Here is a 26,020-nt window from a genome sequence, read left to right as displayed (position 1 = left end):
ATCAATGCGTCAACACGATTTCGAACGCTACCCAGGCGATGAAGGCGAGCAGCAGCACCACACCTTCGGTCCGGCTCACGCGATGGTCGCCGCGCAGGATCGGTACCAGCATCAACGCGAACACCAGCGCCGCCGGCAATTCGAGATGCACGAACGAGGCCGGCACCGGCACGTCGCGCACGGCCGCCATGCCGCCCAGCACGACCAGGAGATTGAAGAGGCTGGAGCCGATGACGTGGCCGGCGACCAGATCACCCTGCCCGCGTCGCGCGGCGGCGACGGCCGCGGCCATTTCCGGCAACGCGGTACCGATCGCGACCACCAGCAGGCCCGTCACCAGCGGCTCCATGCCCAACGCGAGCCCGATCACGGGCGCGCTCTGCACGACCCAGCGCGCGCCGAAGTACAGCAGCGCGATGGCGATGACCACACGCAGCAGGTTCAGCGCGAGCCCGGCATTGCTGTGCGCGAAGGCGGCGATCGCATCCTGCAGCTCCGGTTTCTCGCCACGGGTGCGCATCAGCGCGAACGCCACCACCGCCACGAAGACGACCAGCAGCACGATGCCTTCCAACCGGCCGAGCACGCCGTCCAGGCCGGCGACGATCACCGCCACGGTCGCCAGCAGCAGGCACACCAGCAAGGGCACCAGCGCGCGCCAGCGGATCAGCAGCGGCGCGGCCAGCGCGGCGGCGCCGAGCGTCAGCCCGATGTTGACGATATTGCTGCCCACCGCGTTGCCCAGCGCCAGCGCCTGGCTGCCGGTGACCAGCGCGCGTGCGTTGACGGCCAGCTCCGGCAGCGAGGTGCCGAAGGCCACCAGCAGCAGCCCGGCCGCGAACGGCGATGCGCCCAGCCGTCGCGCCAGGCCGGAAGCGCCCTTGACGATGGCATCGCCACCGAGCGCGAGCAAAACCAGACCGAGCAGGAAGAAACCGATGGCTTCGAACATGGCGCGCGTCTCCCCAAGGATCGAGGGGATTCTAGCCGTTGGCCGTCATGCGCGCGAAAACATCGATTCCCGCATCGATTTCGACGCCGTCAGGAACAGCCCTCGACGTAATCGGCCTGCGGCGGCACGCCCACGCGCCAGTCCACGACCTTGCCGTTCGCATCGACCACGAACACCAGCTTGCCCTTCCCGCCCTTGTCGTCGCGGATGCCGAGATATTTCCCGCCCTCGACGTATTTGTGCGGCGTCTCCTCGACACGCCCGGCATACAGCTTGACGATCTCCTCGGCGCCCATACCGCGCTTGCCGCCGCCCGGCGCGGTTTCCTTGTCGTTGCCGACGTCGTAGCGCACGAACTTGCCGCCCTCGAACATGAAGGCGAAATCCGAAGGCACCTTGACCCACTTCGGCGTCAGGTAGAAGCACTCCGAGGATGTCTCGCCCTTGAGTTCGCCGCCCCAGGCCTTCTTGAATTCATCGACCGTCATGCCGAAGCGCATGTCGCCATATCCATCCATGTGCGCCAAGGCGAGGTCGGAGCCTTGCTGAGGTTCTGCGGCCGGCTTGGCCTCCTCCGCCGGCGCCGTGGCGGGTGGCACGTCCTCGGCCGGCTGGTCCAGCTGGCCCTGCGCGGGCGTTGCGTTCGGCGCCGTCTGCCCGGGTGCCGGTGCGCGGTCGCAAGCCGCCAGCGCAAGCACGGTGATGACGGGGAGTAATGTTTTAAGGCGCGGTGTCTTGATGCGAAGCGATGACATGCCCTGGCTCCATGCGGATGAACCGATAGCGTTTGCCATGCGGCATTAACGCCACGCAAACGCCCCTCGCGAGGACAATCGCCGCCGCTGCCTCCATCCGCGCCTCATCCAATCCGCGCTCTATCCAATCGGGATTCCGTCATGAAAAAGTTCGCAGCCCTGGCGATCGCTCTGTTCTTCGTCTTCGAACCGCTTCCTCATGCCCTGGCCGAGAATCGGCAGGTGAACGCGGACAGCCTCTACGTCCGTATGAACCCGCAAGGCTTCTTCGTCGGCACGCTGTATCGCAATGCCGGCTTCTATCGCCAGCAGACCTCCGGCGACTACGCCTACGGTTATGCCGGCGGCAACTTCCAGGGCTGCGGCTGGGTCGAGACGGCGTGGACCATCGCCGGCGGCAGCACCACGCCCGGCTGCACGAGCCCCGGCTTCAACGATACCGGCGCGGCCTCGCGCCAATACCTGCTGGCGAACTACGCGAGCAAGGTGAACGACTACATCCCCGGCCAGTCGTTGCCGCTGGCGAACGGCGGCAGCTCCGTCCGGATCAAATCCGGCATCGTCGCCGGCGTCTACGGCAACTATCGCGGCGGCTCGCATCAGAATTTCTATTTCAACATCGATGAGAACACGCCGCTGGCCTGGCGCTGGGTCTCCGCCGATGGCCGCTCGGTGGCGGTGAATCTCTACCCGGGCACGGCCAATGCCCTCTGGGGGTTCGTGCTGCGCGAGAAACTGCCGGACAAGCTGCCCTACTCGGACGGCGTTTCGCGCTGAAAAGATTCCAAATCACTCATCGCGGTCACGGACATGGCGGTGGCACCACGCTGTCACGAGCACACTGTCATGAGCCCGCTGTCATGTCGGCTTCATACGCGGCGCCTAGATTTGCGGCCTCACCGAGTCCGCCGCGATGCGCCCCAGCAAGACCGAGAAAGCGCGCAGCGCCCTGCGCGACCGACCCAGCGATCTCAATGCGCTGGAGCGCCGTATCCTGATTCTCAGCGACGGTGTGCGCGATGCGGGCGCGCTTGCGGTATTGCTCGGCGCCTCGGTGCACACCGCCATGCCACGGCTGCTGCGCGATGGCTACCTGGTCGACGGCGATGCGGCCATCGCGCCGGTCATGCCCGCCGCGCAACCACACGCCGTCGCGACGACAGCGGTACCCGCGTCGCGCCGCTCGCTGGCCGCCGCCAAGGTGTACATGTTCGACATGCTGCAGTTGCAACGCGGCGAGGACGCGACCGCGATCGCCACCGCGCTTCGCGCCTGCCGCGACCATGAGGAACTGGCGCTGCACCTGTTCCACGCACTGCGCCACATCCGCATGGTGGCCAGTCCGAGCTACAGCCGCCGCGTGGCGGAACGGCTCAGCGAAATTCTGCCGGAGCAATACAAGATCGAACTCGACGCCTTCGGCACACCCGCGCCCGCGAGCGAATCCGCGCGCGTCTGAGCCGCGCGATTCGGCCGGCAACAGTTAGGCCGGCAATTAGGCCGGCGGCGAGAAATGCTTGCGCAGCCCGGTCCAGCAATCCTGGTAATCGCGCTGCCGATGCGCCGCTTCCAGCGCTTGCCTTGTCGGGCGGATCACCGCGCGCGTCTCGAACATGAAAGCCATGGTGTCGGTGATCACATGCGGCTTCGACAAATCGGCATTGGATGCCTTGTCGAAAGTCTCCGCGTCCGGCCCGTGCCCACTCATGCTGTTGTGCAGCGAGGCGCCACCCGGCACGAAACCTTCCGCCTTGGCGTCGTAGGCGCCATGCACCAGCCCCATGAATTCGCTGGCGATGTTGCGATGGAACCACGGCGGCCGGAACGTGTGCTGCATCACCAGCCAGCGCGGCGGGAAGATCACGAAATCGATATTGGCGGTGCCGTGCGTGTCGCTCGGCGAGGTCAGCACCGTGAAGATGCTGGGATCGGGATGGTCGTAGCTGATCGAACCGATCGTGTTGAAGCGGCGCAGATCGTACTTGTACGGCGCGTAGTTGCCGTGCCAGGCGACCACGTCCAGCGGTGAATGGTTGATGGGCGCGCGCCACAGATGGCCCTGGAATTTGGCGATCAGTTCGAACTCGCCCTCTTCATCTTCGTAGGCGGCATTCGGCGTGAGGAAATCGCGTGGATTGGCAAGGCCATTGCTGCCGATCGGCCCGAGATCGGGCAGGCGCAGCAGCGCGCCGAAGTTCTCGCATACGTAGCCACGCGAAGCGCCGTCCGGCAGTTCGACGCGGAAGCGGATGCCGCGCGGGATCACCGCGATCTCCTGCGGCTCGACGTCCAGCACACCGAACTCGGTGGCGATGTGCAGCCGGCCCTGTTGCGGGACGATCAGCAGTTCGCCGTCGGCATCGTAGAAGAAACGGCCGCGCATCGAAGCATTCGCCGCGTACAAATGAATGCCGATGCCGTGTTGCGCGGCGGCCGAGCCGTTACCGGCCATCGTGTAGAGGCCATCCACGAAATCCACGCCTTGCGCTTCAGGCGGCGGCAACGGATTCCAGCGCAGCTGGTCGGGAGGAACCGGGCCCTCTTCGAATTCGTTGTGGAATGCATCGCCCGTCGCGGACTTGTAGGCGGCGAACCGGCCATGCATCACCGCGGGCCGGATGCGATACAGCCAGCTGCGGCGATTCTGCCCACGCGGCGCGGTGAACGCGGTGCCGGACAGATGCTCTGCGTACAGGCCGTGTGCCACCTTCTGCGGCGAGTTCTGTCCTTGCGGCAGCGCACCGGGCACGGCCTCGGTGGCGAACTCGTTGCCGAAGCCGGATTGATAGCCGTTCGATTGCATGGTTCTGACTCCTGGATGCCATTCCTTCGGAATCGCATCGGGATGAAATAGCGCCGGCGCCACCTTAATTCAGATCGCGCCAGTCGTGGCCGGACTCCGATTTCAACAGATCGTTGCAGCGGCCCTGAACAGGGAGCGGGCGGCGTGCCTCAGAGCACGCCGCGCTTCATCTGGTCGCGCTCGATGCTCTCGAACAACGCCTGGAAGTTGCCTTCGCCGAACCCTTCGTTGCCCTTGCGCTGGATGATCTCGAAGAAGATCGGGCCGATCGCGTTCTGGGTGAAGATCTGCAGCAGCTTGCGCTGCTTGGTTTCCGGATCGGCGTCGATGAGGATCTTGTTCTTGGCAAGCCGCGCCACGTCCTCGTTGTGGTTCGGAATGCGCTGCTCGATCACCTCGAAATAGGTGTCCGGCGTGTCCAGGAATTCGATGCCGGCCGCGCGCATCGCTTCCACCGTCGAATAGATGTCGTCGGTGAAGCAGGCGATGTGCTGGATGCCCTCGCCATGATAGGCGTTGAGGTATTCGTTGATCTGCGACTTCGGATCGGACGACTCGTTCAGCGGGATGCGCACCATGCCGTCGGGCGCGGTCATCGCCTTCGACACCAGGCCGGTCTTGGCGCCCTTGATGTCGAAATAGCGGATCTCGCGGAAGTTGAACAGGCGCTCGTAATAATCCGCCCACTTCGCCATGTTGCCCGGATACAGGTTGTGGGTGAGGTGGTCGATGAAGGTCAGGCCGAAGCCCTTCGGCATCTTGTCCACGCCGGGGAGGTATTCGTAGTCCGGATCGTGGATGGTGCCCTGCTCGTCGTAGCGGTCGACGATGTAAAGCATGCAGTCACCGATACCCTTGATCACCGGCGCGGCCACCGCCTTGGTCAGTTCGCGCTCGCCGATCTGCTCGGCGCCGTTCTTCAGCGCCTGCACGCGTGCCCATTCGGCCAGCTTGTTGACGCGGATGGCAAAGCCGCACGCGCTCGGGCCGTGCTTGGCGGCGAAGTCAGCGGCGAACGAATCCGGGTCCTCGTTGATAAGGAAGGTGCAGTCACCCTGCCGGTAGGTGCTGATCGGGCGGGTCTTGTGCCGTGCCACCTGGGTGAAGCCGAGCTTGCGGAAATAGTCGTGCAGCAGCGCGCCCTGTCCGGCGGGCGCGGCGAACTCGACGAACTCGAAGCCGTCGATCCCCATCGGGTTGTCGAATGTGGTGACCTGCATGCCCGGCTGCGTGGCCTGGGGTGTCTGTTGCGCGCTCATGACGGGTGATCTCGGCTATAGAATCGAAGATAGTGCGGACTTGTGACGCATTGCCCGGCGAAGCACGCCGGGCATTCGTGCAGACCGCGCGGCAGTACCGCGCAAGCGGCCTGCCCTCATTTATAGTTTCAACTGAAACCAATTGCAAGGTGCAGCGCAGCATGCCCCCATCCCCCGACTCCACGCCCCTCGCGCACGCCGCCCAGGAACGTCCCGGCCAAGAGCAGCACCAGATCCTCGAGCTGGAGCGCTTCCTGCCCTATCGGCTGAGCATCCTGTCGAACCGGGTCAGCCAGACCATCGCCAACCTCTATGCCGCCCGCTTCGCTCTGGCGATCACCGAGTGGCGGGTGATGGCGGTGCTTGGGCGCTATCCCGATCTGTCAGCCAACCAGGTGGCCGAACGCACGGCGATGGACAAGGTGGCGGTGAGCCGCGCGGTGGCCAAGCTGCTCGAACGCGGCCTGATCCAGCGCGAGATTCACGGCGACGACCGCCGTCGTTCGGTGCTCACACTGTCGGAGGCGGGCTACGGCGTTTACGACGAAGTCGTGCCGATGGCGCTGGACTGCGAGCGCCGTCTGTTCGAATGCCTCAGCGACGAGGAGCACAAGGCATTGGATTCGGTGATCGACAAGCTGCTGCAGAAAGGCTTGTCGCGGCTGGAAAGCGGCGAACCCTGAGCCCGGCAAGCTTGTGGCTTTCGCCCGTCATTTCTGCTGTTGCAGGAATGACGGGCAAAAACAGGTTTCACTTCATCTCGCGCTTACTTCACACCGTGCATCAGCTTGCTGATCAAAGGCGCGACTAGGAACAGCAGCACTCCGGCCGCGAGCAGCACCAGGAAACCGAACCCGTAGCCGGTCAGCGCCGTCAGCGGGCTCATGCCGCCCTCGCCGCTCACCACACCGGCGAAAATGCCGGACAGGTTGTTGCCAATACCGGTGGACAGGAACCATCCGCCCATCCCGAAGCCCACCAGGCGCACCGGCGCCAGCTTGGTCACCATCGACAACCCGATCGGCGACAGACACAGCTCGCCGACCGACTGGATGACATAGACCATGAACAGCGACCAGAACGGAATCTTCCCCGCCGCGGCCTCGTACGGCGTGGAGGGGGAAACGCTCGTCGCCCACTGCATCCACCACGGGATGTCGTGAGCGCCGGACAGCGTCAGCACCACCGGGGTCAGCACCACTACCAGCAACAGAAACGCCAAGCCGTTGAAGGTCAGGCCCAGGCTGAACTTACGCGAGATCGAAGGCTCGATGTTGCGCTTGCCCATCCACACCCAGATCACCGCAAGAATCGGCGCGATGAGGATGATGGCCAGCGAATTGACCGACTGGAACCAGGCATTGGAGAACACGAAGCCGCCGGGACCGAAGATGTCGCGATCCACGATCTTGTCGGCAAGGAAGGTGAACGAACTGCCAGCCTGTTCGAAGAACATCCAGAACAGCACGTTGAACACGAAGATGATCAGCATGGCGATCGCGCGATCGCGCTGCACCGCGCCTTCGCGGATGCCCTCGACCAGCAGCATCGCGCACAAGGCCACGAACATGACGCCAAGCACCCAGGCCAGGGTGATCGCATTGATGGCCAGCAGGAAGTACGCCGCCGGAATCGACAGCAGCGCGCCGATCAGCACGTAGACAACCTTGCGCTTGTCCTGGCTGTCGGCCGGCGGGCGGCCGATGATCTGCAACTGGCGGCGGCCGAACCAGAACCAGATCAGGCTGATCAGCATGCCGATGCCCGAGGCGATGAACACCACCTTGTAGGCGGGCATCTCGGGCGTGCCGAAGATCTGGTCGGCGAGGATGCCGGTAAAGATGGGCGCGAGGAATCCGCCCAAGTTGATGCCCATGTAGAAGATCGTGAATCCGGCGTCGCGCCGGCCGTCGCCGACGGCGTACAGCTTGCCGACCATGGTCGAGATATTGGGCTTGAACAGGCCGTTCCCGCAGATGATCGTGGCCAGGCCGAGCTCGAACACCAGCGGGTCCGGGATCGAAATCATGAACAGGCCAGCCGCCATGATCGCGGCGCCCAGCAGGATCGAACGTTGATAGCCGATGATGCGATCGGCGACATAGCCACCGAAAATCGCCGCCGCGTAGATCAGTGCGAGATACGCGCCGTAGGTACGGTTGGACGGTGCCTCACCGGAAGGGTCGCCATTATGGAACTGCGCCACCATGTACAGCACCAACGCCCACCGAATGCCGTAGAACGCGAAGCGTTCCCAGAATTCCGTCATGAACAACATCCACAGCGGACGCGGATGGCCCATGACCTGCTTGAATTCCGGAATCGGCGTTTCCGGTACTTGGGTGGTGGCGGCTCCGCTCATGCGGTCTCCCCTGTCGGTGAATGGAATGCGACGCCCGGCACGGGGCGCGCGGGAGGATGTCCGACCGTGAAGGCCACGTCAAACCAGGATCGCCCTGAGATTCATGCTGCTTTGCAGCATTCCAGGCGCGCGCCCCCTTTCCCGGGTCCGGTATAGCATTCCCGCAAACCCCGCGGACTACTTGTCCGCCGGTTTTCCGTATTCGGCCCCCGGGCCGATGGTCGTGCGCACGTCGAACAGTTCCGGGAAGAACGTCAGCTCCAGCGCCTGCTTGAGGAAGCCGACACCGCTGGAACCGCCGGTGCCGCGCTTGAAGCCGATGATGCGCATCACCGTGCGCATGTGGCGGAAGCGCCACAGCTGGAACTGCGTCTCCAGATCCACCATGTCCTCGCACAACGCGTATTCACGCCAGTAGCGATTGGTGTCCTCGTAGATGCGTTCGAACACCGGCAGCAGTTCGGCATCGGCGACGTGCGGCTGGCTCCAGTCGCGATCGAGATGACGCTGCGGCACGGCATGGCCCCAGCGCGCGAGGTAGCGCAGGAATTCGTCGTACAACCCGGGCGCTTCCAGCACGGTGCGCAATCCCGCCTCGGCCTCTTCATCGTGCTTGAACACGCGCAGCATGCCCGCGTTCTTGTTGCCCATCAGGAATTCGACGGTGCGGTACTGCAACGACTGGAATCCCGAGGAAGGCCCGAGCACGTCGCGAAATTCCATGTACTCGGACGGCGTCAATGTTTCCAGCACCGACCATTGCTCGGTGAGTTGCCGCAGCACCTGCTTGCAGCGCGAGGCCACCTTGCCGAACTGCCAGACCATGTCCTTGCGCAGGCATTCGATCGCCGTCGACAGTTCATGGATCAACAGCTTCAACCACAGCTCCGACACCTGGTGCTGGATGATGAAGAGCATCTCGTCGTGATGCGGCGGGTTCGACAGCGGCTGCTGCGCGGTCAGCAAGCGATCCAGACGCAGGTAACCCTGATACGTCAGGCGCCCGGACAGGTCGGTATGGATCCCCGCCTCGAGCGGCCGCTGATTTTTATCGATGCTCATAACCTTTCAGATTAACCGATCTTGGCGTATTCGGCGCGTCATGCGCCTGCCATCCGGTTGCGGCACAATCGCGCGCCAATGCGGTGAGGGGAAGCCGCGGGTCCGTCCACATTCTGGGGATATTCGATGAGCAAGATCATGCGCCGATGGGCGTTGAGGGGACTGTTGTCCTGCTGCGCGGCATTCGGCTTTACAGGGATGGCGCAGGCGCAACAGGTAGTGATCAGCCAGGTCTACGGCGGTGGCGGCAATTCCGGCGCCACGCTGAAAAGCGATTTCATCGAGCTGCACAACAACGGCACCAGCGCGGTCAGCCTGGCCGGCTGGTCCGTGCAGTACGCCTCGGCCACGGGCACCAGCTGGCAGGTGACCACGCTCTCCGGCAGCATCGCGCCGGGCGGCTACTACCTGATCAAGGAAGCCGACGGCACCGGCGGCACCACGGCACTGCCGACGCCGGACGCCACCGGCACCATCCCGATGAGCGGCACCGCCGGCAAGGTGGCGCTGGTCAACAGCACCACGGCGCTGAGCGGCGCCTGCCCGGCCGGCAACATCGACTTCGTCGGCTTCGGCAGCACCGCCAACTGCTCGGAAGGCTCCACGCCGACACCGGCCCCGAGCAACACCCTCGCCGTGCTGCGCGCCGGCGGCGGCTGCACCGACAGCAACAACAATGGCGCCGACTTCGCCACCGGCACACCGACGCCGCGCAACAGCGCCGCGACAGTGAACGTCTGCGGCGGCGGCCAGCCCGTGCTGAACATCGCCGACGTGGTCCAGGCCGAAGGCAACAGCGGCAGCACGACCTTCACCTTCATCGTCTCGCTCAGCGAGCCGGCGGGCACGAGCGGCGTCAGCTTCGACATCGCCACCGCCAACGGCACCGCCAGCGCCGGCTCGGACTACACCAGCCAGTCGCTGACCGCGCAGACCATCCCGGCCGGTTCCAGCACGTACAGCTTCAGCGTCAGCGTGCAGGGCGACACCAATAACGAGGCCGACGAAACCTTCTTCGTCAACATCGGCAACGTGACCGGCGCGCTCGCCGGCGATGTGCAGGCCATCGGCACCATCGTCAACGACGACATCGTGCTGTTACCAATTCATGACATCCAGGGCAACGGCGACAGCTCGCCGCTGGCCGGCCAGGTGGTCACCACCGGCGGCATCGTCACTGCGCGCCGCAACAACGGCTTCTTCATCCAGATGCCGGATGCCGAGGCCGACGCCGACCCGCTCACTTCCGAAGGCGTGTTCGTCTTCACCAACGCCGCACCGCCGGCCGCCGCCACGGTCGGCAACCGCGTGCAGGTGCGCGGCACGGTGGTCGAATACGTGCCGAGCGCCGATCCGACGCAGCCGCCGCTGACCGAAATCGGCAGTTCGCCGGTCGTCACCCAGCTCTCCAGCGGCAATGCGCTGCCGATGCCGGTCGCGCTCACCGCGAGCTTCCCGGATGCCAACGGCGCCTACAACCAGCTCGAACGCCTGGAAGGCATGCGCGTCACCGCCGCCAGCCTGACGGTGAACACGCCGACCCTCGGCAACGTCAGCGAGCCCAACGCCACCGGCAGCAGCAACGGCGTGTTCCATGCCATCGTCACCGGCCAGCCGCGCGCCTACCGCAAGCCCGGCGTGCAGCAGCCCGACCCGCTGCCCGCCGGCAGCGGCGCCAACGTGCCGCGCTGGAACACCAACCCGCAGGTGATCGCGGTGAGCAGCAACGCGCTCGGCGCCGGTCTCGTCAACGCCGCGTCCGGATGCCTGGTGAGCAACGCCACCGGTCCGCTCGACTACAGCTTCCGCCGCTACACGCTGTATCCAGAACAGGCGCTGCAAGTGCAATGCAACGGCGCCGATCAGCCGAAGGCCGCACTGCTGCCGAGCGCCGACGACGTCACCGTCGCCAGCTTCAACATGCAGCGCTTCTTCGACACCGTCAACGATCCGGCCATCGGCGAACCGGTGCTCACGCCGACCGCCTACGAGAACCGCCTCAACAAGGCCTCGCTGGCGATCCGCAACTACCTCAACACGCCCGACATCGTCGGCGTGCAGGAAGTCGAGAACCTGACCGTGCTGCAAACGGTGGCCACGCGCATCAACAACGATGCCGTCGCCGCCGGCCAGTCGAATCCGGAATACGTCGCCTACCTGATGGAAGGCAATGACGTGGGCGGCATCGACGTCGGCTTCCTGGTGAAGAGCGCGAGCGTCGGCACCGTCAGCCGCATCGAAGTCGTGGGCGTGACGCAGGAAGGCAAGTCCACCACCTGGACCGCGCCGGACGGCAGCACCAGCCTGCTCAACGACCGCCCGCCGCTGGTGCTGGAGGCACAGGCGAACTTCACCGACGGCCGCAGCCTCCCGATCACCGTCATCGCGGTGCATCAGCGTTCGCTCAACGGCATGGAAACCGACGACGCCGAAGGCCTGCGCATCCGCGCCAAGCGCCAGAAGCAGGCCGAGTTCCTCGCCAACCTGCTGCAGACGCGTCAGACGGCGAAGCCGAGCGAACACGTGCTGGTGCTCGGCGACTTCAATGCCTTCGAGTTCAATGACGGCTATGTCGATCCGATGGGCATCGTCACCGGCCATCCCAGCCCGGACGATGAAACCGTCATCGCCGGCGACGGCGCCGACCTGGTCAATCCCGACTACGACGATCTCACCTTCCTGCACACGCCGGATCAGAGCTACTCGTATGCGTACGACGGCAACGTGCAATCGCTCGATCACGTCATCGCCAATGCGGCGCTGATGAATTCCGATCAGCTCGCGACGGTCGAGATCGACCACGCCCGCATCAACGCCGACTTCCCGGAGACCGCGCGCAACGACGCCAACACGCCGACGCGCCTGTCCGACCACGACCCGGCCGTCGTGCTGCTGCGCCTGAAGGCACAGCAGTTCGCCGACCTCGGCGTGGCGGCGAACGTGACGCCGAGCAGCGTGCAGCCCGGCCAGACCGCGACCTTCAGCGTCGACGCCAGCAATGTTGGTCCGAACGCGGCCGCGTTCGCCGGTATCGCCTTCGCCTTCGATCACGGTATCTCGCCGGTCGTGGCCGCTCCCGCCGGCTGGGTCTGCGGTGCGCCCGAGACCAGTCCGACGGGCACGGTGGTGTCGTGCAGCAAGGACAGCTTCGCCGCCGGCGACACGCAGACGTTCACGCTGCAAGTCCTGGCCGACGCCGCGCTCGCGGGCGGCACGCTCACGCTGGCGACGTCGATCACCTCGCAGACGCCGGACACGAACGCAGCCAACGACAACGCCAGCACCGTGCTGACCATCGAACTGCCGCCGGCGGCGGACCTCGCGCTCAGCATCAGCGGTCCCGCCACCCTGCCCGCTTCCGCGTTCAGTGCGCAGTACACGCTGACGTTGAGCAACGATGGACAACTGGCCGCGGCGCAACCGACGCTGACCGTTTCCGGCAACACGCTGGTGACCACCTCGACGCTCGCCGCACCCGCCGGCTGGACCTGCACCAAGGTCAAGAACGGTCCGCGCGCGGTGAGCTTCGCCTGCAGCAGCGCCAACGCATTGGCACCCGGTGCCAGCGTCGGATTCACGTTGAAGACGAACGTCAAGCCGACGCCCGCCGGCGGCGTGGTCACCGTGCAGGGCACGGCCGCGACGACGACCACCGACTCGGACGCTTCGAACAATTCGGCGACGTTCTCCAGCACCGTGAACTGATGTCGTGAATTGAGGTTCCGGCGCCGCGCACAGCGGCGAAATGTGACAAAGGGCGCGGCGCCATCGCCGCGCCCTTTTTTGTCAAGTCCCATCGGCAACGACACTCCGTGCCACGCGGCGGCTCGTGCCGCATTGCGCAATGGGCGTTAACAAACCTGCGGTTATCATCTTTCGGACCCGGCGCCGCGAATCCTCACAAGCCTTCCATAGGCGGATTCCTCCGACGCTCAGCCAGGCCCGACGTCCATCACACGCCGGACCCAGCCGTCCGGAACGCCATCTCGCATCCCCCGATGCCCTGGCGCCCCGGGCCATTCCCCCGTCCAGAATGTCCAGGATGCCGATGCGATGACAATCGCCGCCCAATTCGAAATCGAATACCTCCAATACCTCGGTCCCGACGGCAAGCTCGTCGCCGAACCGCCGGCCGCGTTCGCCGACGCCAAGACACTGCTGCCGCTGTTCAAGCAGATGCTGTACGTGCGCACATTCGACAGCAAATCGATCGCCCTGCAACGCACCGGCAAGCTCGGCACCTATGCGTCCTGCCTTGGACACGAAGCCACGCACATCGGCATCGGCGCTTCGATGAAGCCGGAAGACGTGTTCGCGCCGAGCTACCGCGAATACGGCGCACAGTTCATGCGCGGCGTGAAGCCGCGCGAAGTCTTGCTGTACTGGGGCGGTGACGAGCGCGGCAACGATTTCGCCGGACCGCGTCACGATTTCGCCTGGTCGGTGCCGATCTCCACGCAGTGCCTGCACGCCGCCGGCGCGGCGCTGTCGTTCAAGCTGCGCAAGGAAGCCCGCGTGGCCGTGGCCTGTTGCGGCGACGGCGGTTCGTCGAAGACCGACTTCTACGCCGCGCTCAACTCCGCCGGCGCCTACACGCTGCCGCTGGTGCTGTGCGTGATCAACAACGGCTGGGCGATCTCGGTGCCGCGCTCGGCGCAGACCGGCGCCAAGACGCTGGCGCAGAAGGGCATCGCCGGCGGCCTGAATTCGTTCCAGGTCGACGGCAACGATCTGATCGCCGTGCTCGAGGGCATGCGCCGCGCGACCGAACTGGCGCGCAGCGGTGGTGGCGGCAGCGTGATCGAATTCCTCACCTATCGTCTGCACGATCACACCACGGCCGACGACGCCCGTCGCTACCGCAATGATGCCGAAGTGAAGGATGCCTGGACGCGCGATCCGGTCACGCGCCTGCGCACGTATCTCACCGCGAAGAAGCTGTGGGACGAGACCGCGGAAAAAGCCTGGACGGAGGAATGCGCCAAGGCGATCGATATCGAGCTCAACGCCTACCTGGAAACGCCGGTGCAACCGGTGGAAGCGATGTTCGACTATCTCTACGCCGATCCGCCGCCCGATCTGCTCGAACAGCGTGCCGCCGCCATTGCACTGGAGAAGCGCGCATGAACGTCATGACCGAAGCCAACAACAAGGCCTCCGCGCAGGCGGCGACGCCGGTGGCGATCACGCTCATCGAAGCAATCACGCAGGCGCTGGCCTATGAGATGCGCAACGACGACAGCGTCATCGTCCTCGGCGAGGACGTCGGCGTGAACGGCGGCGTGTTCCGCGCCACCGCCGGCCTGCAGCAGAAGTTCGGACCCGAGCGCGTGCTCGACACGCCACTCGACGAAACCACCATCGCCGGCCTCACCGTCGGCATGGCCGCGATGGGCATGAAGCCGGTCGCGGAAGCACAGTTCGACGGCTTCATGTATCCGATGGTCGACCACATCGTCTGCCACGCTGCGCGCTTCCGCTATCGCACCCGCGGCCGCCTGCACTGCCCGATGGTGTTGCGCGTGCCGTGGGGCGGCGGTATCCGCGCGCCGGAACATCACAGCGAAGCCAACGAAGCCATCTTCACCAACGTGCCGGGCTTGCGCGTGGTACTGCCGTCCTCGCCCGCGCGCGCCTACGGCCTGTTGCTCGCCGCGATCCGCGATCCGGATCCGGTGATCTTCATGGAACCCAAGCGCATCTACCGCCAGTACAAGGAAGTGGTGGCCGACGACGGCGAAGCATTGCCGCTCGATGTCTGCTACGTGCTGCGCGACGGCAGCGACATCACCCTCGTCACCTGGGGTGCGCAGGTGAAGGAAACGCTGGAAGCCGCCGACAAGCTCGCCGGCGAAGGCATCAGCGCCGAGGTCATCGACGTCGCCACGCTCAAGCCGCTCGATTTCGCCACCATCGCCGAATCGGTGTCCAAGACCGGCCGCTGCGTGATCGTGCACGAAGCGCCGCGCACCGCCGGCTTCGGCGCCGAGATCGCCGCGCGTCTCGCCGAGGAATCGATGTACGACCTGCTGGCACCGGTCGAGCGCGTCACCGGTTACGACACCCACATCCCGCTGTTCCGCCTGGAGATGAAGTATCTGCCGAGCGTCGACAAGATCGTGACGGCGGCCAAGCGGGCGCTCGCCGCCTGAGCGAGGCAACCACCATGGCATCGGACATCGTCAATCTCGCACAGAAGCTCGCCAAGTTCTCCGAGCACTGGTCGCCGCGCGTCGTCGCGGAGATGAACGACTACCAGTTCAAGCTGGTGAAACTGCAAGGCGATTTCGTCTGGCATCAGCACGAGGATACCGACGAGGTGTTCATCGTCATGAAAGGCGAGATGCGGATCGGATTCCGCGACCGCGAAGTGACGATCCGCGAAGGCGAACTGTTCGTGGTGCCGCGCGGTGTCGAACACATCACTCGTGCGCAAGAGGAATGCCACGCGCTGATCATCGAACCGCGCGGCGTGGTGAACACGGGCGACGCTGGCGGCACGCTGACCGCCGCCAGCGACGTCTGGGTGTGAACTCATGGGAATAAGGCGCGCCCGCGTCGTCCTCCAGCATCGCGCGCCGGAACGCCCCGCGATCCGCGTCAGCACCGGCGACATGGTGACGTTGGGCGAACGCGACACCGACTGGCCGCAGTTCATCTGGACCTCGCTCGCCAGCGGTCTCGGCGGCTGGATTCCCAGCATACTGTTCGATCGCGACGTCGGCGAAGCAGTCGCGCAACAGGATTACGACACGCGCGAGCTGGATGCCGATCCCGGCGATGTGCTCACGCTGCATTACGAAATGGCCGACTGGTGGTGGGCCGAGAACGCACAAGGCGCGAGCGGATGGATTCCGGCGCGCGCCATCGAAATGATCGATTCAAGCCGCATTGACTGAACCCTTAAACGCATGAGCACGACCGTAGAGGACACCATGGCCGACCAGAAAACCTTCCACCTGCCCGATCTCGGCGAGGGGCTGCCGGATGCCACCATCGTCGAGTGGTTCGTCAAAGTCGGCGAAGTCGTCCGGCTCGACGAACCGCTGGTCTCGATGGAGACCGCCAAGGCAGTGGTGGAGGTGCCCTCGCCGGTTTCCGGCAAGGTGCTCAAGCTCGCGGGCAGCGCCGGCGATGTGATCGTCACCGGCACGATGCTGGCGGTGTTCGAGGTCGATCCGAATCTGCCGCAGCGTTCCGAAGGACAGGATACCGGCCACCATCACGGTGCCGGCAGCCAAGCGCCGAGTGGCGGCGACAAAGTCGTCGCCTCGGATGAAGGCGGCGCGATCAGCGACGCCGCGCAGCCCGCGCCCAAAGGCAAGCCTGCCGGCGAGCCCGCCCAGCGCGAGGACAGCGGCACCGTGGTCGGCGCGATGCAGTCCTCGGACGCGGTGCGCAGCGAACAGGCGGTGGCAGTGGGCGGCGTGAAGGCGATGCCGGCCGTGCGCGCGCAGGCGCGCAAGCTCGGTGTCGATCTGACGCGCGTGCGCGGCAGCGGTCCGGACGGCGTGGTGACGATGGATGACGTGAAGCGCGCCGCCTCTGATGGCAGTGCAAAGGCCGGCGCACAAGCGCCAGCTGCGCCGCGCGCCACCGCGAGCGGAAATGCGCAGGCGTCCTCGGCGGCACCTGCTCGCAGTCTCGACAACCGTACCGCCCTGTCCGCCTCCGGCAAGCCCATGCGCACGCAACCGCCGGGCGTTTCGGTCAGCGGCCAGCCCGAACAGCTCAAGGGCGTGCGCCGCAACATGGCACGCGTGATGGCGGACGCGCACAGCAAGGTCGTGCCGACCACGCTCAGCGACGACGCCGACATCCACGCCTGGACGCCCGGCAACGATGTCACCGTGCGCCTGGTGCGTGCGATCTGCGCAGCCGCGCGCACCGTGCCCGCGCTCAACGCCTGGTTCGATGGCGACAAGCTCACCCGCACGCTGCATCCGCAAGTCGACATCGGCATCGCCGTGGACACCGACGACGGCCTGTTCGTGCCGGCACTGCGCAATGCCGACGTGCTCGACGCGCGCGGCGTGCGCGAAGGCGTCAACCGGCTGCGCGCGCAGGTCGAGGATCGCAGCATTCCGGCCAGCGAACTCAGCGGCTACACCATCTCGCTCTCCAACTTCGGCATGTTCGCCGGCCGCTACGCCACGCCGGTGATCGTGCCACCGACGGTGGCGATCGTCGCCGCTGGCCGCAGCCGTCACCAGATCACGCCGGTGATCGGCGGCTTCGAATCGCACAAGATCATCCCGCTTTCGCTCACCTTCGACCATCGCGCCTGCACCGGCGGCGAAGCGGCGCGTTTCCTGAAGGCGATGCTGGACGATCTGGCACTGTCGCAATAATGAGCACTCCTTCCTCGCTCCACGGCCTGACGCCGACGCTGCGCACCTGGGACATGCCGGGGTCGATCGCGTTCTACACCGACACGCTCGGCTTCGCGCTCGACGCCGGCGGAATCGATGACGGCTGGGCCGCGCTCAGTCGCGACGGCATCGAGATCATGCTCGCCGCGCCGAACGCGCACGAAGGCGATGTCGCGCCCGCGTTCACCGGGTCGCTGTACCTGCGCACCGGTGCGGTCGACACCTGGTGGCGACGCCTGAAGGATGCCGCGCGCGTCTGCTATCCGCTCGAGGATTTCCACTACGGCATGCGCGAGTTCGCCATCTACGACAACAACGGTTATCTGCTGCAATTCGGGCAGCCCCTCGCCGCTCCCACCACGCACTGAAACATCAGGAGCACCGACATGTCGCACCACAGCCGTCTATCCACGTTCGTCCTCGACTGCAACGTCGACGATCTCGCTCCGCACGTCGAATTCTGGAGCAAGGCGCTCGGCAAGGGCATCGTCAGCGCCGACCAGGACGGCGACGGCAAATACGCCGAGCTGAAGACCGAGCGCGACGAACCGATACTGCTGTTGCAGCGAGTCTCGCACCCTTCGCGCATCCATCTCGACATCGAAGCCGACGACGTGGACGCCGAAGCCGCACGACTGGAAAAGCTCGGCGCCAAGAGAATCGAGAAAGTCCACACCTGGTGGGTGATGGAAGCGCCCAGCGGCCACCGCTTCTGCGTGGTGCGCCAGCAGCGCACGCCGTTCGGCCCGCATCTGAACGCCTGGAACGATTGACCGCCCTGCCCCGCGCGGCGTTCAGCGCCGGGCGCGGTCGAGCCAGACCTCCAGTCCCTGCGCGTTGAGTTCGATATCGATGGGCAGGATCTCCGACACCGTCGTCGCCGCATCGGCGACGCCATGGCGCCGCGCGCGATCGCTGTAATACCCGGTCAGCGCTTCCACCAATCGTGCATGGCGATCGGCGCTTCCGTCGTAATCGCGCGCGATGGCCGTCATCTCATCGACCTGCTCGATCAACTCCGCGCCCAGGCGCTGCACTTCGGTCACGCGACCGAAATGGGTGACGTACACCGCTTCCGGCTGCTCCGCCAGCATGCGCCGGATCGAGGCCTGCATCACTTCGGGTTCGAACTGCACCGGCGAACTCGTCGGCAGCACGAACGCGCCTTGCGCAGTGTCGAATTCTCGATACGACAATCCGAAGATGTCGCCGCTGAACCAGCTGCGGCTGCGCGCATCCCACACCGCCAGATGATGCCGCGCATGGCCCGGCGTATCGACGCACAGTAACGGCCGGCCAACGAGATCGACGACGTGGCCATCCTCCGCGACGACCACGCGCTCGGCCGGCACGGGAATCAGCTCGCCATAGCTACGCTCGAATTCCTCCTCGCCGTACACCGCCTTGGCGCTCGCGATCAGGCGCGCCGGATCGATCATGTGCGGCGCGCCGCGCGGATGCACCACCAGCCGTGCGTTCGGCAACTCCCGCAGCAGCGCGCCGGCGCCGCCGGCATGGTCGAGATGCACGTGGGTGAGGATCAGCCAGTCGACCGCTTCGCGCGGCACGTCCTGCGCCTCCAGCGCGGCCAGCATTCGTGGCACGCAATGGTTGGTGCCGCAATCCACGATCGCCGCGTGACCGGCTTCCTTGATCAGATAGGCCGCGCAGAATTCAGGCCGATGGAAGCCGGTGTCGATCGTGAAGATGCCGTAATGTCCGGTCATGTACTCTCCCGACGCGTCGTCGTGCGCTTGCAATGGATGCCCGCAGGATACCGGCATCGAACGGGCAAAGAGAGGCCCGGCAGGCCATGAACGACCCTGGCAGTTCGCGTTGTTGTCTGTTCGCGTTGTTGTTGGTCCGAGTTCTCGCAACGTCCATCCAACGAGGGGAATCATTCGCATGAGAGGCATCGTGAAGCATCGCATCCGTCGATTGTTCGGGCTGGTCGCGGCCCCATTTATCCTGGCGTTCGTTCTACCCATCGCCACGGCGCAGGCCGCGCCCAATTTCCAGCTGCCGTTTCCATGCGGCCAGACCTGGGTTGGCAGCACCTGGGACGGGCACAGCCCCGCCAACGCCGTCGATCTCAATCGTGGTCCGAATCCGGACTCCGATCTCGGTGACACCGTCGTCGCCTCCTACGGCGGCACCGTCAAGACCTCCACGTATTCGACGACCACCGGCTACGGCAACTACATCGTCATCGATCACGGCGGCGGCTGGGAAACGCTCTACGCGCATCTCAACTCGCGCTCGGTGTCGGCGGGCCAGAGCGTCAAGATCGGTCAGAAGATCGGCACGGTCGGCAACACCAGCGCCAAATACAATCTCGCCCCGCATCTGCACTATGAACAGCGCTACGGCGGCACGGTGAAGAAGATCGTATGGAACGGCGTCGCCATTCCCTACTACGCCAAGCAGAGCTACACCAGCCACAACGCATGCAGCAGCGGCACCGCCTCGGGCACCGTGAACACCAGCGGCGCCAATCTCAACGTGCGCTCCGGTCCGAGCACGACTTACAGCATCGTTGGATCGCTCGCGGACGGCGCCCAGGTCACGATCTATTGCCAGATCGCCGGTCAGTCCGTCACCGGCACCTATGGCACCAGCAATCTATGGAATCGCATCGGCACCGGTCGTTACATTCCCGATGTGTACACCTACACGGGCTCCGACGGACGCGTCGCGCCGGATTGTTAACCGGCAAAAAAACAGCAAATCGCGCGTACACACAACGCCGGTCACACACGTGGCCGGCGTTCGTGCTTGTAAGGTGCCCACCGGAATGGCGACCATAGGCGCTTCGGATCACCCGAGGCATAGGATCGCAGCGACATGACAGGACTTCGACTCGGCATCGCATTGCTCGCCGCCGCCATCGCGGGCGGAATCGTCGGCGCCTGGATCACCGATGCACGGCATGAACGCGTTGTCGCCACCGCCGAGAACACCACAGCGCAGGCGAACACGCGGGCCCCCGCCGCGCCATCGGACCTGTCCGCGCCCGCCTCGCCCCCCGTCTTTGCACCATTGACCGAGGACGGCAAGGATTTCGGCGAGGATGCCGATCGCGCCAAGAAGGATCCGGCTTTCCTGCGCGAGCTGATCAAGCGTTATCTGAACGAAGCCGACTTCGACGCACGCGGCGCGCTCCTCGCCACCCTGCAGAACGTGGCCAACGACGACGTGCTGCGACTGGCGCAACAACTCCTCGCCGATCCGGCCAGGCACCAGGACGGTCTGGCGCTGTTGCGCGTCTTCCCGCTGGACAAACCCGAGGCGCGCTCGCTGCTGATCTCGGAAATGCAGCGCGAAACCGATCCCGCGCAACTGCGGCAGCTGGTCGACATGCTGACGCCGGCCGTCATGTCCACCGACGATTCCGCGCCCGTGCTCGAACGCCTCGCGGCACTGCGCCGCAACGCCGACCCCAGCGTGCGCGCCAGCAGCGTCACGCAGACCATCCAATGGGACAAGAGCGGAAATCTGGAAGACGTGCTGTACACCGCGCTGCTCGATCCCTCGCCGCAGGTGCGGCAGGCGGCGATCGGCGCCGCCGGCGTTTCCAGCGTGCGCTCCGAGCGTCTGAAAACCGTCATGCTGGATATTCTCAGCAATCCGCGCAGCGGCACCGAGGAACGCAATGCCGCGCTGTTCACGCTGCAGAATTTCCCGCTGACCCGCGATGAATACGCCATCTACAAACAGGCGTCGATGGCCGCGAACGCCAACTCCTCCGAAATCACGTACTAAGCGTTCCCGAGGAAGATCGGGTTAGATCAAGCGCGCTTCAACCAACGCCAGCGCACAATCAGCGCCAACGTGAGGACGGCCAGGAACGCGCCGTAACCGAGCGAGGTCGCCAGAACCTGCCGCCAGATGCGCCCCGCGTTGGCATCGGCGATCGACTGCGCCCAATGGATCGTGAGCACGAACGCGATCACCGACAACGCGATCGCGCCCACATCGAACAGTCTGCGCGCGGCATGACGCGGCTGCCGCGGATAGATCCAGTACAACGCCGTCAGGATCAGAAACCACGGCAGGAACAGGATCAGCGCGAGATTGCTCTCGACCAGCGCGCTCATGCCGCGTCTTCGGCGAACCCCGCCAGCGCGGTGACCACGTCGTCGATCGTCGCGTCTTCCACGAGCTCGCCCAGCGACACGCCATCGAAGCGCAATTCCCGTGCGCCTTCCGACGCGATTCCGGCACCGGCGCCCTGCTTGAGCCGCGCGATCAGTTGACCCGCATCACGCGCCGAAGCATGGCCGGCGCTTTGCAGCAACAATCGGCCGCCGGCATCGACGAGCTTGAAGTAGAAGCGGCCGTCGTTCTCGCGATACTGCTTGAACTGCGCCACCGCTGCGCTCTGCTTGCCGGTCGCCTTGCGCTCGCTGGCCACTTGCGCCAGATCGCGCAGCCCCACCGCTTCGTGCAACTTCCGCAGCAACGGCGTCGCGTGCTGCGCGCGCAGGCGCTGCGCGCCCTCACGCAAGAGTTTCTCGATCTTCTGAGGCTCGGCGATCAGTGCCTCGTAACGCTCGCGCAGCGGCGCGACTTCCGCGTCGATGCGCTCGAACAGCCGCTGCTTGGCATCGCCCCAGCCGATGCCGTGCTCGAACTCGCGCCGGAACGCCGCGGTTTCCTCCACGCTCGCGAATGCCTGATACAGCTGGAACACGTTGGAGTTGTCGACATCCTTCGGCTCGCCCGGCGCCTTCGAATCGGTGACGATCGAGGCGATCAGCTTCTGCAGCGTCGCGCGCGGCGAGAACAGCGGAATGGTGTTGTCGTAGCTCTTCGACATCTTGCGGCCGTCGAGACCGGGCAGCGTCGCCACCTGCTCGTCGATCACCGCTTCGGGCAAGGTGAAGTACTGGCCATACAGATGGTTGAAGCGCTGACCGAAATCGCGCGCCATCTCGATGTGCTGCACTTGATCGCGCCCCACCGGCACCTTGTCGGCGCCGAAGATCAGGATGTCGGCCGCCATCAGCACCGGATACATGAACAATCCGGCGGTGATGCCGGCATCGTCGTCCTCGCCATCGAGGCGATTCTTGTCGACGGCGGCCTTGTAGGCATGCGCGCGGTTGAGGATGCCCTTGCCGGCGACGCAGGTCAGCAGCCAGGTGAGTTCGGAAATCTCCGGGATGTCGGATTGCCGGTAGAACCAGACCTTGTCCGGATCGAGCCCGCAGGCGAGCCAGGTCGCTGCGATCTCCAGCGTCGAACGCTGCACGCGCTCGGGCGTCTGCACCTTGATCAGTGCGTGCAGGTCGGCGAGGAAGTAGTAGCTCTCGGCATCGGGCGCGCGCGAGGCGGCCACCGCCGGGCGGATCGCACCGACGTAGTTGCCCAGGTGCGGCGTACCCGAGGTGGTGATGCCGGTGAGGATGCGGGTCTTGCGGCCGGGAGCGGCCGTGGGGGTCGAAGCGGACATGCCACAAGTTTAACCGCTGCACAGCGGGCCTTCGCGCTCGCCGAAGAGACCGAAGCGCCATCGAAACCGGGACAACCCCATTCCCCGCCGCCATCCGTTGGCCCTGTCACCTCCCCGGAGACATCGCCATGATCCGCAAACTGCTGTTGCTGACCGCCGCCCTGTTTGCCGCCTCCGCCTGCGCGCCCCTGTCGGCACGGCCGCTGGTGGACATCACCGTCATCGATCACGACGACGGCCAATGGCTGCCGCAATACCGCGGCCGCGGCGACACCTGGGTGCCCGGCACCCCTGGCCATCGCTACGCCGTGCGGCTCACCAATACCAGCGGCGAACGCGTCCTGGTCGTGCTGTCCGTGGATGGCGTGAACGCCGTCAGCGGCGAGGACGCCGACCCGGCGCAAGCTGGCTACGTGCTCGCGCCCTGGCAGAGCACCGAGATCGCCGGCTGGCGCAAATCAATGGACGACGTCGCGCAGTTCTATTTCACCGATCTGCCCGACAGCTACGCCGCGCGCACCGGCCGTCCCGACAACGTCGGCGTGATCGGCATCGCCGTGTTCCGCGAACGCCGTGCCTACGTCGTGCCGCTGCCAGCGCCGGTCTATCGTGAGAACGGGCGACGCGAAGCCAACGCGGCCGCCGAAGCGCCGAGGGCCGTGGACGAAGCACAGCCCTACGGCCTGAACAAGCAGCGCATCGGCACCGGTCATGGCGCGCGCGAATGGGCGCCGGTCAGCCGCACCGAATTCGTGCGCGCCAGCAGCCGGCCCGCGCAATTGGTGCAGCTGCGTTATGACGCGCCCGATCGATTGGCCGCGCTCGGCATCCTGCCGCGACCGACTCGGCGCTGGGCGCGCGAGGACGAACCTCAAGCATTCCCGGGCGGCTTCGTCGCCGATCCGCCGAGCTGGTGAGGATGGCGCGCGGCAACAAAAAAGAGGCCGGCGACGGCCGGCCTCTTCTGCCTCGGATCGAAGATCCGCTTAGTTGAGCGTTTTCTCGAAATCATGGATTTCGCGTTCCGCGCGATCGCGGTCCCAGCCGTACTGCTCCTGCAGTTTTCCGGCCAGATATTTGCTGTCGCCGATGGCGACATCGAATACGTCGTCGGTGAGTTCGCCCCATTTCGCCTGGGCCTGGCCTTTCAACTGCGTCCATTTTCCAGCAATGATGTCTTTGTTCATGACTTGGCCTCTCTTTCGCTGGCGACAGGAAATTCTGTCGTGGCTCAAGCATGGACGCCTGCGCCTTCATGACACATCAAGATTGCGTTGCGATCGAGTGACTGCTTGAACCGTTCATGTACATCTCACGAATTCGCTAACAAATCGATGACATCCACTGCTCAATTCCAGGTTTCGCTGCAGATTCGACGCCGAGCCGCGCCGTCAGCGCGGCGAGGGGAGCAAGTCTTGCAAGGATGCGTTCGCAGCGAGCGGGCCGGCCAAATGGTCGGCCCGCTTTATTCGCATGATGGCAAGATCGTCGATGCCTCTCTTCATCCGAGCCCGGATCGCGATCGAATCATCGAGTGCATGAAAACAAACGGGCCGGAAATCCGGCCCGTTTGGTCACGCCTGACAAAACGCTCGAATTACTTCGAGTCGGTGCCCCCGGTTTTATCGGCACCCTGCTCGATCTTCTCGCCGACCTTCTGTACATCCTTGCCCGCACCCTTGATGGTGTTGCAAGCGGACAGCATGCCAACCGAGAACATCGTCAGCAGCATCAGGACAATCAAACGCTTCATGAGGCTCTCCTGTGGATAATGTGTGGGCCGTGATTAGTCTGCTTCCCACAGGATGAATGAAAGCGCACCTGGACGTGAAAGCCAAGTGGGCTCGGAGCCACGCTTAACCGATGCCCTATCGGCATCGGCTCCGAACGCCCGGCCAAGGATTTAGAGCCGCGCTGTCGGCGCGGCGATGGGCAGGACGATCCGAAGCCGATGAGGCCGCGCCCCGGATGGCGGAGACGGCACGTCCGACTTAGTCACGCATCAACGTCGACTTTCCGAACAGGCTTTCCACCAGGTCCACCACCAGCTTGGCGGTGCGGTTGCGCCGGTCCAGCGCCGGGTTGACCTCGACGATGTCCAGCGAGCCCAGGCGCCCGGTGTCGGCGATCATCTCCATGATCAGCTGCGCCTCGCGATAGTTCACGCCGCCCGGCACGGTGGTGCCGGTGCCGGGCGCGATGCTCGGGTCGAGGATGTCGACGTCGAAGCTCACGTGCAAGTGGGTGTCCTCATCGACGCCTTCCAGCGCCTCCTCCATCGTCCGCTTCATGCCGACTTCGTCGATGTAGCGCATGTCGTAGATGTCGAGCGCGTGCTGCTTGACCAGGCGCTTCTCTTCCTGATCGACGGAACGGATGCCGATCTGGCGGATCTGCGCGGGTTCGATCGCCGGCACGTGGCCGCCGATTCCGGTGAGCACGTCAGGCCCGATGCCGCACAGGCAGGTCACCGGCATGCCGTGGATGTTGCCCGACGGCGTGATCTCGTCCGTGTTGAAATCGGTGTGCGCATCGAGCCAGAGAATACGCAGCTTCTGGCCGGTCGCGCGGCAATGGTTGGCGACCGCCGCGATGGAACCGATCGCGAGGCAATGATCGCCACCGAGCAGCACCGGCATGCGTCCTGCCTGCAGTTCCGTGCTCGCGGCATCGAGCACGGCCTGGTTCCAGGCGACCACTTCATCGAGATGGCGATATCCGTCGACCGGTCCACGCCAGGGATTGCGCGGACCGTCGAGATTGCCGCGATCGATCACGTCGATGCCGCGTGCCGCGAGCGCCTCGGCGAGTCCCGCGACGCGCAGGGCTTCAGGCCCCATCGAGGCCCCACGCGTGCCGGCGCCCACATCGGTGGGAACGCCAAAGATCGATACGGGCGGATATTGGCGGCTCATCGTCATCACACTCCGAATAGTGCAACGCCCGGCGTCACGGCACCGGGCGAACGGGTTGTTTCGGTGCAGTGCAACGAACGCGCGC

25 protein-coding genes and 1 pseudogene are annotated in these 26,020 nt (G+C 65.3%); 14 read left to right on the top strand and 12 right to left on the bottom strand.

The window, feature by feature from the left end; all coding sequences use genetic code 11:
- Position 1 precedes the first annotated feature (1 nt).
- Positions 2-952, bottom strand: a complete 951-nt coding sequence (locus LG367_RS03390; RefSeq protein ID WP_226467794.1) for a calcium/sodium antiporter — start codon at positions 950-952, stop codon at positions 2-4.
- Positions 953-1,041: 89 nt separating this feature from the next.
- The gene (locus tag LG367_RS03385; protein ID WP_226467793.1) at positions 1,042-1,707 is read right to left on the bottom strand and encodes a lectin; all 666 of its coding nucleotides are present in this window, start codon (positions 1,705-1,707) and stop codon (positions 1,042-1,044) included.
- Between the two features lie 141 nt (positions 1,708-1,848).
- Here LG367_RS03385 and LG367_RS03380 point away from each other — a divergent pair, with 141 nt between their 5' ends.
- A complete protein-coding gene (locus LG367_RS03380) occupies positions 1,849-2,484 on the top strand; it encodes a hypothetical protein (protein ID WP_226467792.1) in 636 nt (211 codons plus the stop codon).
- A gap of 136 nt (positions 2,485-2,620) precedes the next feature.
- Positions 2,621-3,166 carry a hypothetical protein gene (locus tag LG367_RS03375; RefSeq protein WP_226467791.1) on the top strand — a complete coding sequence of 182 codons (546 nt, stop codon included), beginning with the start codon at positions 2,621-2,623 and terminating at the stop codon, positions 3,164-3,166.
- A gap of 36 nt (positions 3,167-3,202) precedes the next feature.
- Here LG367_RS03375 and hmgA read toward each other — a convergent pair whose 3' ends face one another.
- On the bottom strand, positions 3,203-4,510 hold the full coding sequence (gene hmgA, locus LG367_RS03370; RefSeq protein ID WP_226467790.1) for a homogentisate 1,2-dioxygenase: 1,308 nt from the start codon (positions 4,508-4,510) through the stop codon (positions 3,203-3,205).
- A 149-nt stretch (positions 4,511-4,659) separates the two neighbouring features.
- The gene (gene hppD / locus LG367_RS03365; RefSeq protein ID WP_226467789.1) at positions 4,660-5,769 is read right to left on the bottom strand and encodes a 4-hydroxyphenylpyruvate dioxygenase; all 1,110 of its coding nucleotides are present in this window, start codon (positions 5,767-5,769) and stop codon (positions 4,660-4,662) included.
- A 161-nt stretch (positions 5,770-5,930) separates the two neighbouring features.
- Between hppD and LG367_RS03360 the strand changes: the two genes are divergently transcribed.
- Positions 5,931-6,452: a MarR family winged helix-turn-helix transcriptional regulator gene (locus LG367_RS03360; protein ID WP_226467788.1), complete on the top strand. Its 522-nt coding sequence runs from the start codon at positions 5,931-5,933 to the stop codon at positions 6,450-6,452.
- An 83-nt stretch (positions 6,453-6,535) separates the two neighbouring features.
- Here LG367_RS03360 and LG367_RS03355 read toward each other — a convergent pair whose 3' ends face one another.
- Together LG367_RS03355 and LG367_RS03350 are read right to left on the bottom strand one after the other, a co-directional pair.
- Entirely contained in the window at positions 6,536-8,131 is a 1,596-nt protein-coding gene (locus LG367_RS03355) for a peptide MFS transporter (RefSeq protein ID WP_226467787.1), read from the bottom strand.
- A gap of 177 nt (positions 8,132-8,308) precedes the next feature.
- Complete coding sequence (locus tag LG367_RS03350; RefSeq protein WP_226467786.1) at positions 8,309-9,193, bottom strand: tryptophan 2,3-dioxygenase; 885 nt, start codon at positions 9,191-9,193, stop codon at positions 8,309-8,311.
- Positions 9,194-9,319: 126 nt separating this feature from the next.
- Between LG367_RS03350 and LG367_RS03345 the strand changes: the two genes are divergently transcribed.
- From LG367_RS03345 to LG367_RS03310, 8 genes are all read left to right on the top strand, one after another.
- On the top strand, positions 9,320-12,898 hold the full coding sequence (locus tag LG367_RS03345; protein ID WP_425490893.1) for a lamin tail domain-containing protein: 3,579 nt from the start codon (positions 9,320-9,322) through the stop codon (positions 12,896-12,898).
- Between the two features lie 348 nt (positions 12,899-13,246).
- Positions 13,247-14,320: a pyruvate dehydrogenase (acetyl-transferring) E1 component subunit alpha gene (gene pdhA, locus LG367_RS03340; protein ID WP_226467785.1), complete on the top strand. Its 1,074-nt coding sequence runs from the start codon at positions 13,247-13,249 to the stop codon at positions 14,318-14,320.
- Positions 14,317-15,345, top strand: a complete 1,029-nt coding sequence (locus tag LG367_RS03335) for an alpha-ketoacid dehydrogenase subunit beta (RefSeq protein WP_226467784.1) — start codon at positions 14,317-14,319, stop codon at positions 15,343-15,345. The genes pdhA and LG367_RS03335 overlap by 4 nt, the downstream gene beginning before the upstream one ends.
- Before the next feature lie 14 nt (positions 15,346-15,359).
- Positions 15,360-15,725 carry a cupin domain-containing protein gene (locus tag LG367_RS03330; RefSeq protein ID WP_226467783.1) on the top strand — a complete coding sequence of 122 codons (366 nt, stop codon included), beginning with the start codon at positions 15,360-15,362 and terminating at the stop codon, positions 15,723-15,725.
- 4 nt (positions 15,726-15,729) lie between these two features.
- Complete coding sequence (locus LG367_RS03325; protein ID WP_226467782.1) at positions 15,730-16,092, top strand: SH3 domain-containing protein; 363 nt, start codon at positions 15,730-15,732, stop codon at positions 16,090-16,092.
- Between the two features lie 36 nt (positions 16,093-16,128).
- Positions 16,129-17,544, top strand: a complete 1,416-nt coding sequence (locus tag LG367_RS03320) for a dihydrolipoamide acetyltransferase family protein (RefSeq protein WP_226467971.1) — start codon at positions 16,129-16,131, stop codon at positions 17,542-17,544.
- Positions 17,544-17,933 carry a VOC family protein gene (locus LG367_RS03315; protein ID WP_226467781.1) on the top strand — a complete coding sequence of 130 codons (390 nt, stop codon included), beginning with the start codon at positions 17,544-17,546 and terminating at the stop codon, positions 17,931-17,933. Before LG367_RS03320 ends, LG367_RS03315 begins: the two co-directional genes overlap by 1 nt.
- Positions 17,934-17,951: 18 nt before the next feature.
- A complete protein-coding gene (locus LG367_RS03310) occupies positions 17,952-18,338 on the top strand; it encodes a VOC family protein (protein ID WP_226467780.1) in 387 nt (128 codons plus the stop codon).
- A gap of 21 nt (positions 18,339-18,359) precedes the next feature.
- On the opposite strand, the gene LG367_RS03305 is transcribed toward LG367_RS03310, so the two are convergent.
- Positions 18,360-19,292: an MBL fold metallo-hydrolase gene (locus LG367_RS03305; protein WP_226467779.1), complete on the bottom strand. Its 933-nt coding sequence runs from the start codon at positions 19,290-19,292 to the stop codon at positions 18,360-18,362.
- Positions 19,293-19,470: 178 nt separating this feature from the next.
- Between LG367_RS03305 and LG367_RS03300 the strand changes: the two genes are divergently transcribed.
- Together LG367_RS03300 and LG367_RS03295 are read left to right on the top strand one after the other, a co-directional pair.
- Positions 19,471-20,274, top strand: coding sequence for a M23 family metallopeptidase (locus LG367_RS03300; RefSeq protein WP_226467778.1), 804 nt, complete (start codon positions 19,471-19,473; stop codon positions 20,272-20,274).
- Between the two features lie 135 nt (positions 20,275-20,409).
- Entirely contained in the window at positions 20,410-21,327 is a 918-nt protein-coding gene (locus LG367_RS03295) for a hypothetical protein (RefSeq protein ID WP_226467777.1), read from the top strand.
- Between the two features lie 26 nt (positions 21,328-21,353).
- Here LG367_RS03295 and LG367_RS03290 read toward each other — a convergent pair whose 3' ends face one another.
- On the bottom strand, positions 21,354-21,662 hold the full coding sequence (locus LG367_RS03290; RefSeq protein WP_226467776.1) for a hypothetical protein: 309 nt from the start codon (positions 21,660-21,662) through the stop codon (positions 21,354-21,356).
- 122 nt (positions 21,663-21,784) lie between these two features.
- A pseudogene (locus LG367_RS03285) lies at positions 21,785-23,020 on the bottom strand (tryptophan--tRNA ligase); the annotation flags it as partial.
- A gap of 128 nt (positions 23,021-23,148) precedes the next feature.
- Between LG367_RS03285 and LG367_RS03280 the strand changes: the two are divergent.
- Entirely contained in the window at positions 23,149-23,937 is a 789-nt protein-coding gene (locus LG367_RS03280; protein WP_226467775.1) for a hypothetical protein, read from the top strand.
- 69 nt (positions 23,938-24,006) lie between these two features.
- Here the strand turns inward: LG367_RS03280 and LG367_RS03275 are convergent, their stop codons facing one another.
- From LG367_RS03275 to rocF, 3 genes are all read right to left on the bottom strand, one after another.
- Positions 24,007-24,207 (bottom strand): CsbD family protein, encoded by a 201-nt coding sequence (locus LG367_RS03275; protein WP_226467774.1) that lies wholly within the window; start codon positions 24,205-24,207, stop codon positions 24,007-24,009.
- 410 nt (positions 24,208-24,617) lie between these two features.
- A complete protein-coding gene (locus LG367_RS03270; protein WP_226467773.1) occupies positions 24,618-24,773 on the bottom strand; it encodes an entericidin A/B family lipoprotein in 156 nt (51 codons plus the stop codon).
- 238 nt (positions 24,774-25,011) lie between these two features.
- On the bottom strand, positions 25,012-25,935 hold the full coding sequence (gene rocF, locus LG367_RS03265; RefSeq protein WP_226467772.1) for an arginase: 924 nt from the start codon (positions 25,933-25,935) through the stop codon (positions 25,012-25,014).
- Between the last annotated feature and the right edge of the window lie 85 nt (positions 25,936-26,020).

It is taken from the genome of Luteimonas panaciterrae (assembly GCF_020511115.1).
GTDB classification, from domain to species: Bacteria; Pseudomonadota; Gammaproteobacteria; order Xanthomonadales; family Xanthomonadaceae; genus Luteimonas; species Luteimonas panaciterrae.
Note: the sequence above shows the minus strand (reverse complement) of the source record. Positions and strands in the feature narration are given on the sequence as shown.

What these genes read in the sequence shown, in the direction of transcription:
- LG367_RS03390 (WP_226467794.1), bottom strand. Translation starts at nt 952, where the DNA reads ATGTTCGAAGCCATCGGTTTCTTCCTGCTCGGTCTGGTTTTGCTCGCG.
- LG367_RS03385 (WP_226467793.1), bottom strand. Translation starts at nt 1,707, where the DNA reads ATGTCATCGCTTCGCATCAAGACACCGCGCCTTAAAACATTACTCCCC.
- LG367_RS03380 (WP_226467792.1), top strand. Translation starts at nt 1,849, where the DNA reads ATGAAAAAGTTCGCAGCCCTGGCGATCGCTCTGTTCTTCGTCTTCGAA.
- LG367_RS03375 (WP_226467791.1), top strand. Translation starts at nt 2,621, where the DNA reads ATGCGCCCCAGCAAGACCGAGAAAGCGCGCAGCGCCCTGCGCGACCGA.
- hmgA (WP_226467790.1), bottom strand. Translation starts at nt 4,510, where the DNA reads ATGCAATCGAACGGCTATCAATCCGGCTTCGGCAACGAGTTCGCCACC.
- hppD (WP_226467789.1), bottom strand. Translation starts at nt 5,769, where the DNA reads ATGAGCGCGCAACAGACACCCCAGGCCACGCAGCCGGGCATGCAGGTC.
- LG367_RS03360 (WP_226467788.1), top strand. Translation starts at nt 5,931, where the DNA reads ATGCCCCCATCCCCCGACTCCACGCCCCTCGCGCACGCCGCCCAGGAA.
- LG367_RS03355 (WP_226467787.1), bottom strand. Translation starts at nt 8,131, where the DNA reads ATGAGCGGAGCCGCCACCACCCAAGTACCGGAAACGCCGATTCCGGAA.
- LG367_RS03350 (WP_226467786.1), bottom strand. Translation starts at nt 9,193, where the DNA reads ATGAGCATCGATAAAAATCAGCGGCCGCTCGAGGCGGGGATCCATACC.
- LG367_RS03345 (WP_425490893.1), top strand. Translation starts at nt 9,320, where the DNA reads ATGAGCAAGATCATGCGCCGATGGGCGTTGAGGGGACTGTTGTCCTGC.
- pdhA (WP_226467785.1), top strand. Translation starts at nt 13,247, where the DNA reads ATGACAATCGCCGCCCAATTCGAAATCGAATACCTCCAATACCTCGGT.
- LG367_RS03335 (WP_226467784.1), top strand. Translation starts at nt 14,317, where the DNA reads ATGAACGTCATGACCGAAGCCAACAACAAGGCCTCCGCGCAGGCGGCG.
- LG367_RS03330 (WP_226467783.1), top strand. Translation starts at nt 15,360, where the DNA reads ATGGCATCGGACATCGTCAATCTCGCACAGAAGCTCGCCAAGTTCTCC.
- LG367_RS03325 (WP_226467782.1), top strand. Translation starts at nt 15,730, where the DNA reads ATGGGAATAAGGCGCGCCCGCGTCGTCCTCCAGCATCGCGCGCCGGAA.
- LG367_RS03320 (WP_226467971.1), top strand. Translation starts at nt 16,129, where the DNA reads ATGGCCGACCAGAAAACCTTCCACCTGCCCGATCTCGGCGAGGGGCTG.
- LG367_RS03315 (WP_226467781.1), top strand. Translation starts at nt 17,544, where the DNA reads ATGAGCACTCCTTCCTCGCTCCACGGCCTGACGCCGACGCTGCGCACC.
- LG367_RS03310 (WP_226467780.1), top strand. Translation starts at nt 17,952, where the DNA reads ATGTCGCACCACAGCCGTCTATCCACGTTCGTCCTCGACTGCAACGTC.
- LG367_RS03305 (WP_226467779.1), bottom strand. Translation starts at nt 19,292, where the DNA reads ATGACCGGACATTACGGCATCTTCACGATCGACACCGGCTTCCATCGG.
- LG367_RS03300 (WP_226467778.1), top strand. Translation starts at nt 19,471, where the DNA reads ATGAGAGGCATCGTGAAGCATCGCATCCGTCGATTGTTCGGGCTGGTC.
- LG367_RS03295 (WP_226467777.1), top strand. Translation starts at nt 20,410, where the DNA reads ATGACAGGACTTCGACTCGGCATCGCATTGCTCGCCGCCGCCATCGCG.
- LG367_RS03290 (WP_226467776.1), bottom strand. Translation starts at nt 21,662, where the DNA reads ATGAGCGCGCTGGTCGAGAGCAATCTCGCGCTGATCCTGTTCCTGCCG.
- LG367_RS03280 (WP_226467775.1), top strand. Translation starts at nt 23,149, where the DNA reads ATGATCCGCAAACTGCTGTTGCTGACCGCCGCCCTGTTTGCCGCCTCC.
- LG367_RS03275 (WP_226467774.1), bottom strand. Translation starts at nt 24,207, where the DNA reads ATGAACAAAGACATCATTGCTGGAAAATGGACGCAGTTGAAAGGCCAG.
- LG367_RS03270 (WP_226467773.1), bottom strand. Translation starts at nt 24,773, where the DNA reads ATGAAGCGTTTGATTGTCCTGATGCTGCTGACGATGTTCTCGGTTGGC.
- rocF (WP_226467772.1), bottom strand. Translation starts at nt 25,935, where the DNA reads ATGAGCCGCCAATATCCGCCCGTATCGATCTTTGGCGTTCCCACCGAT.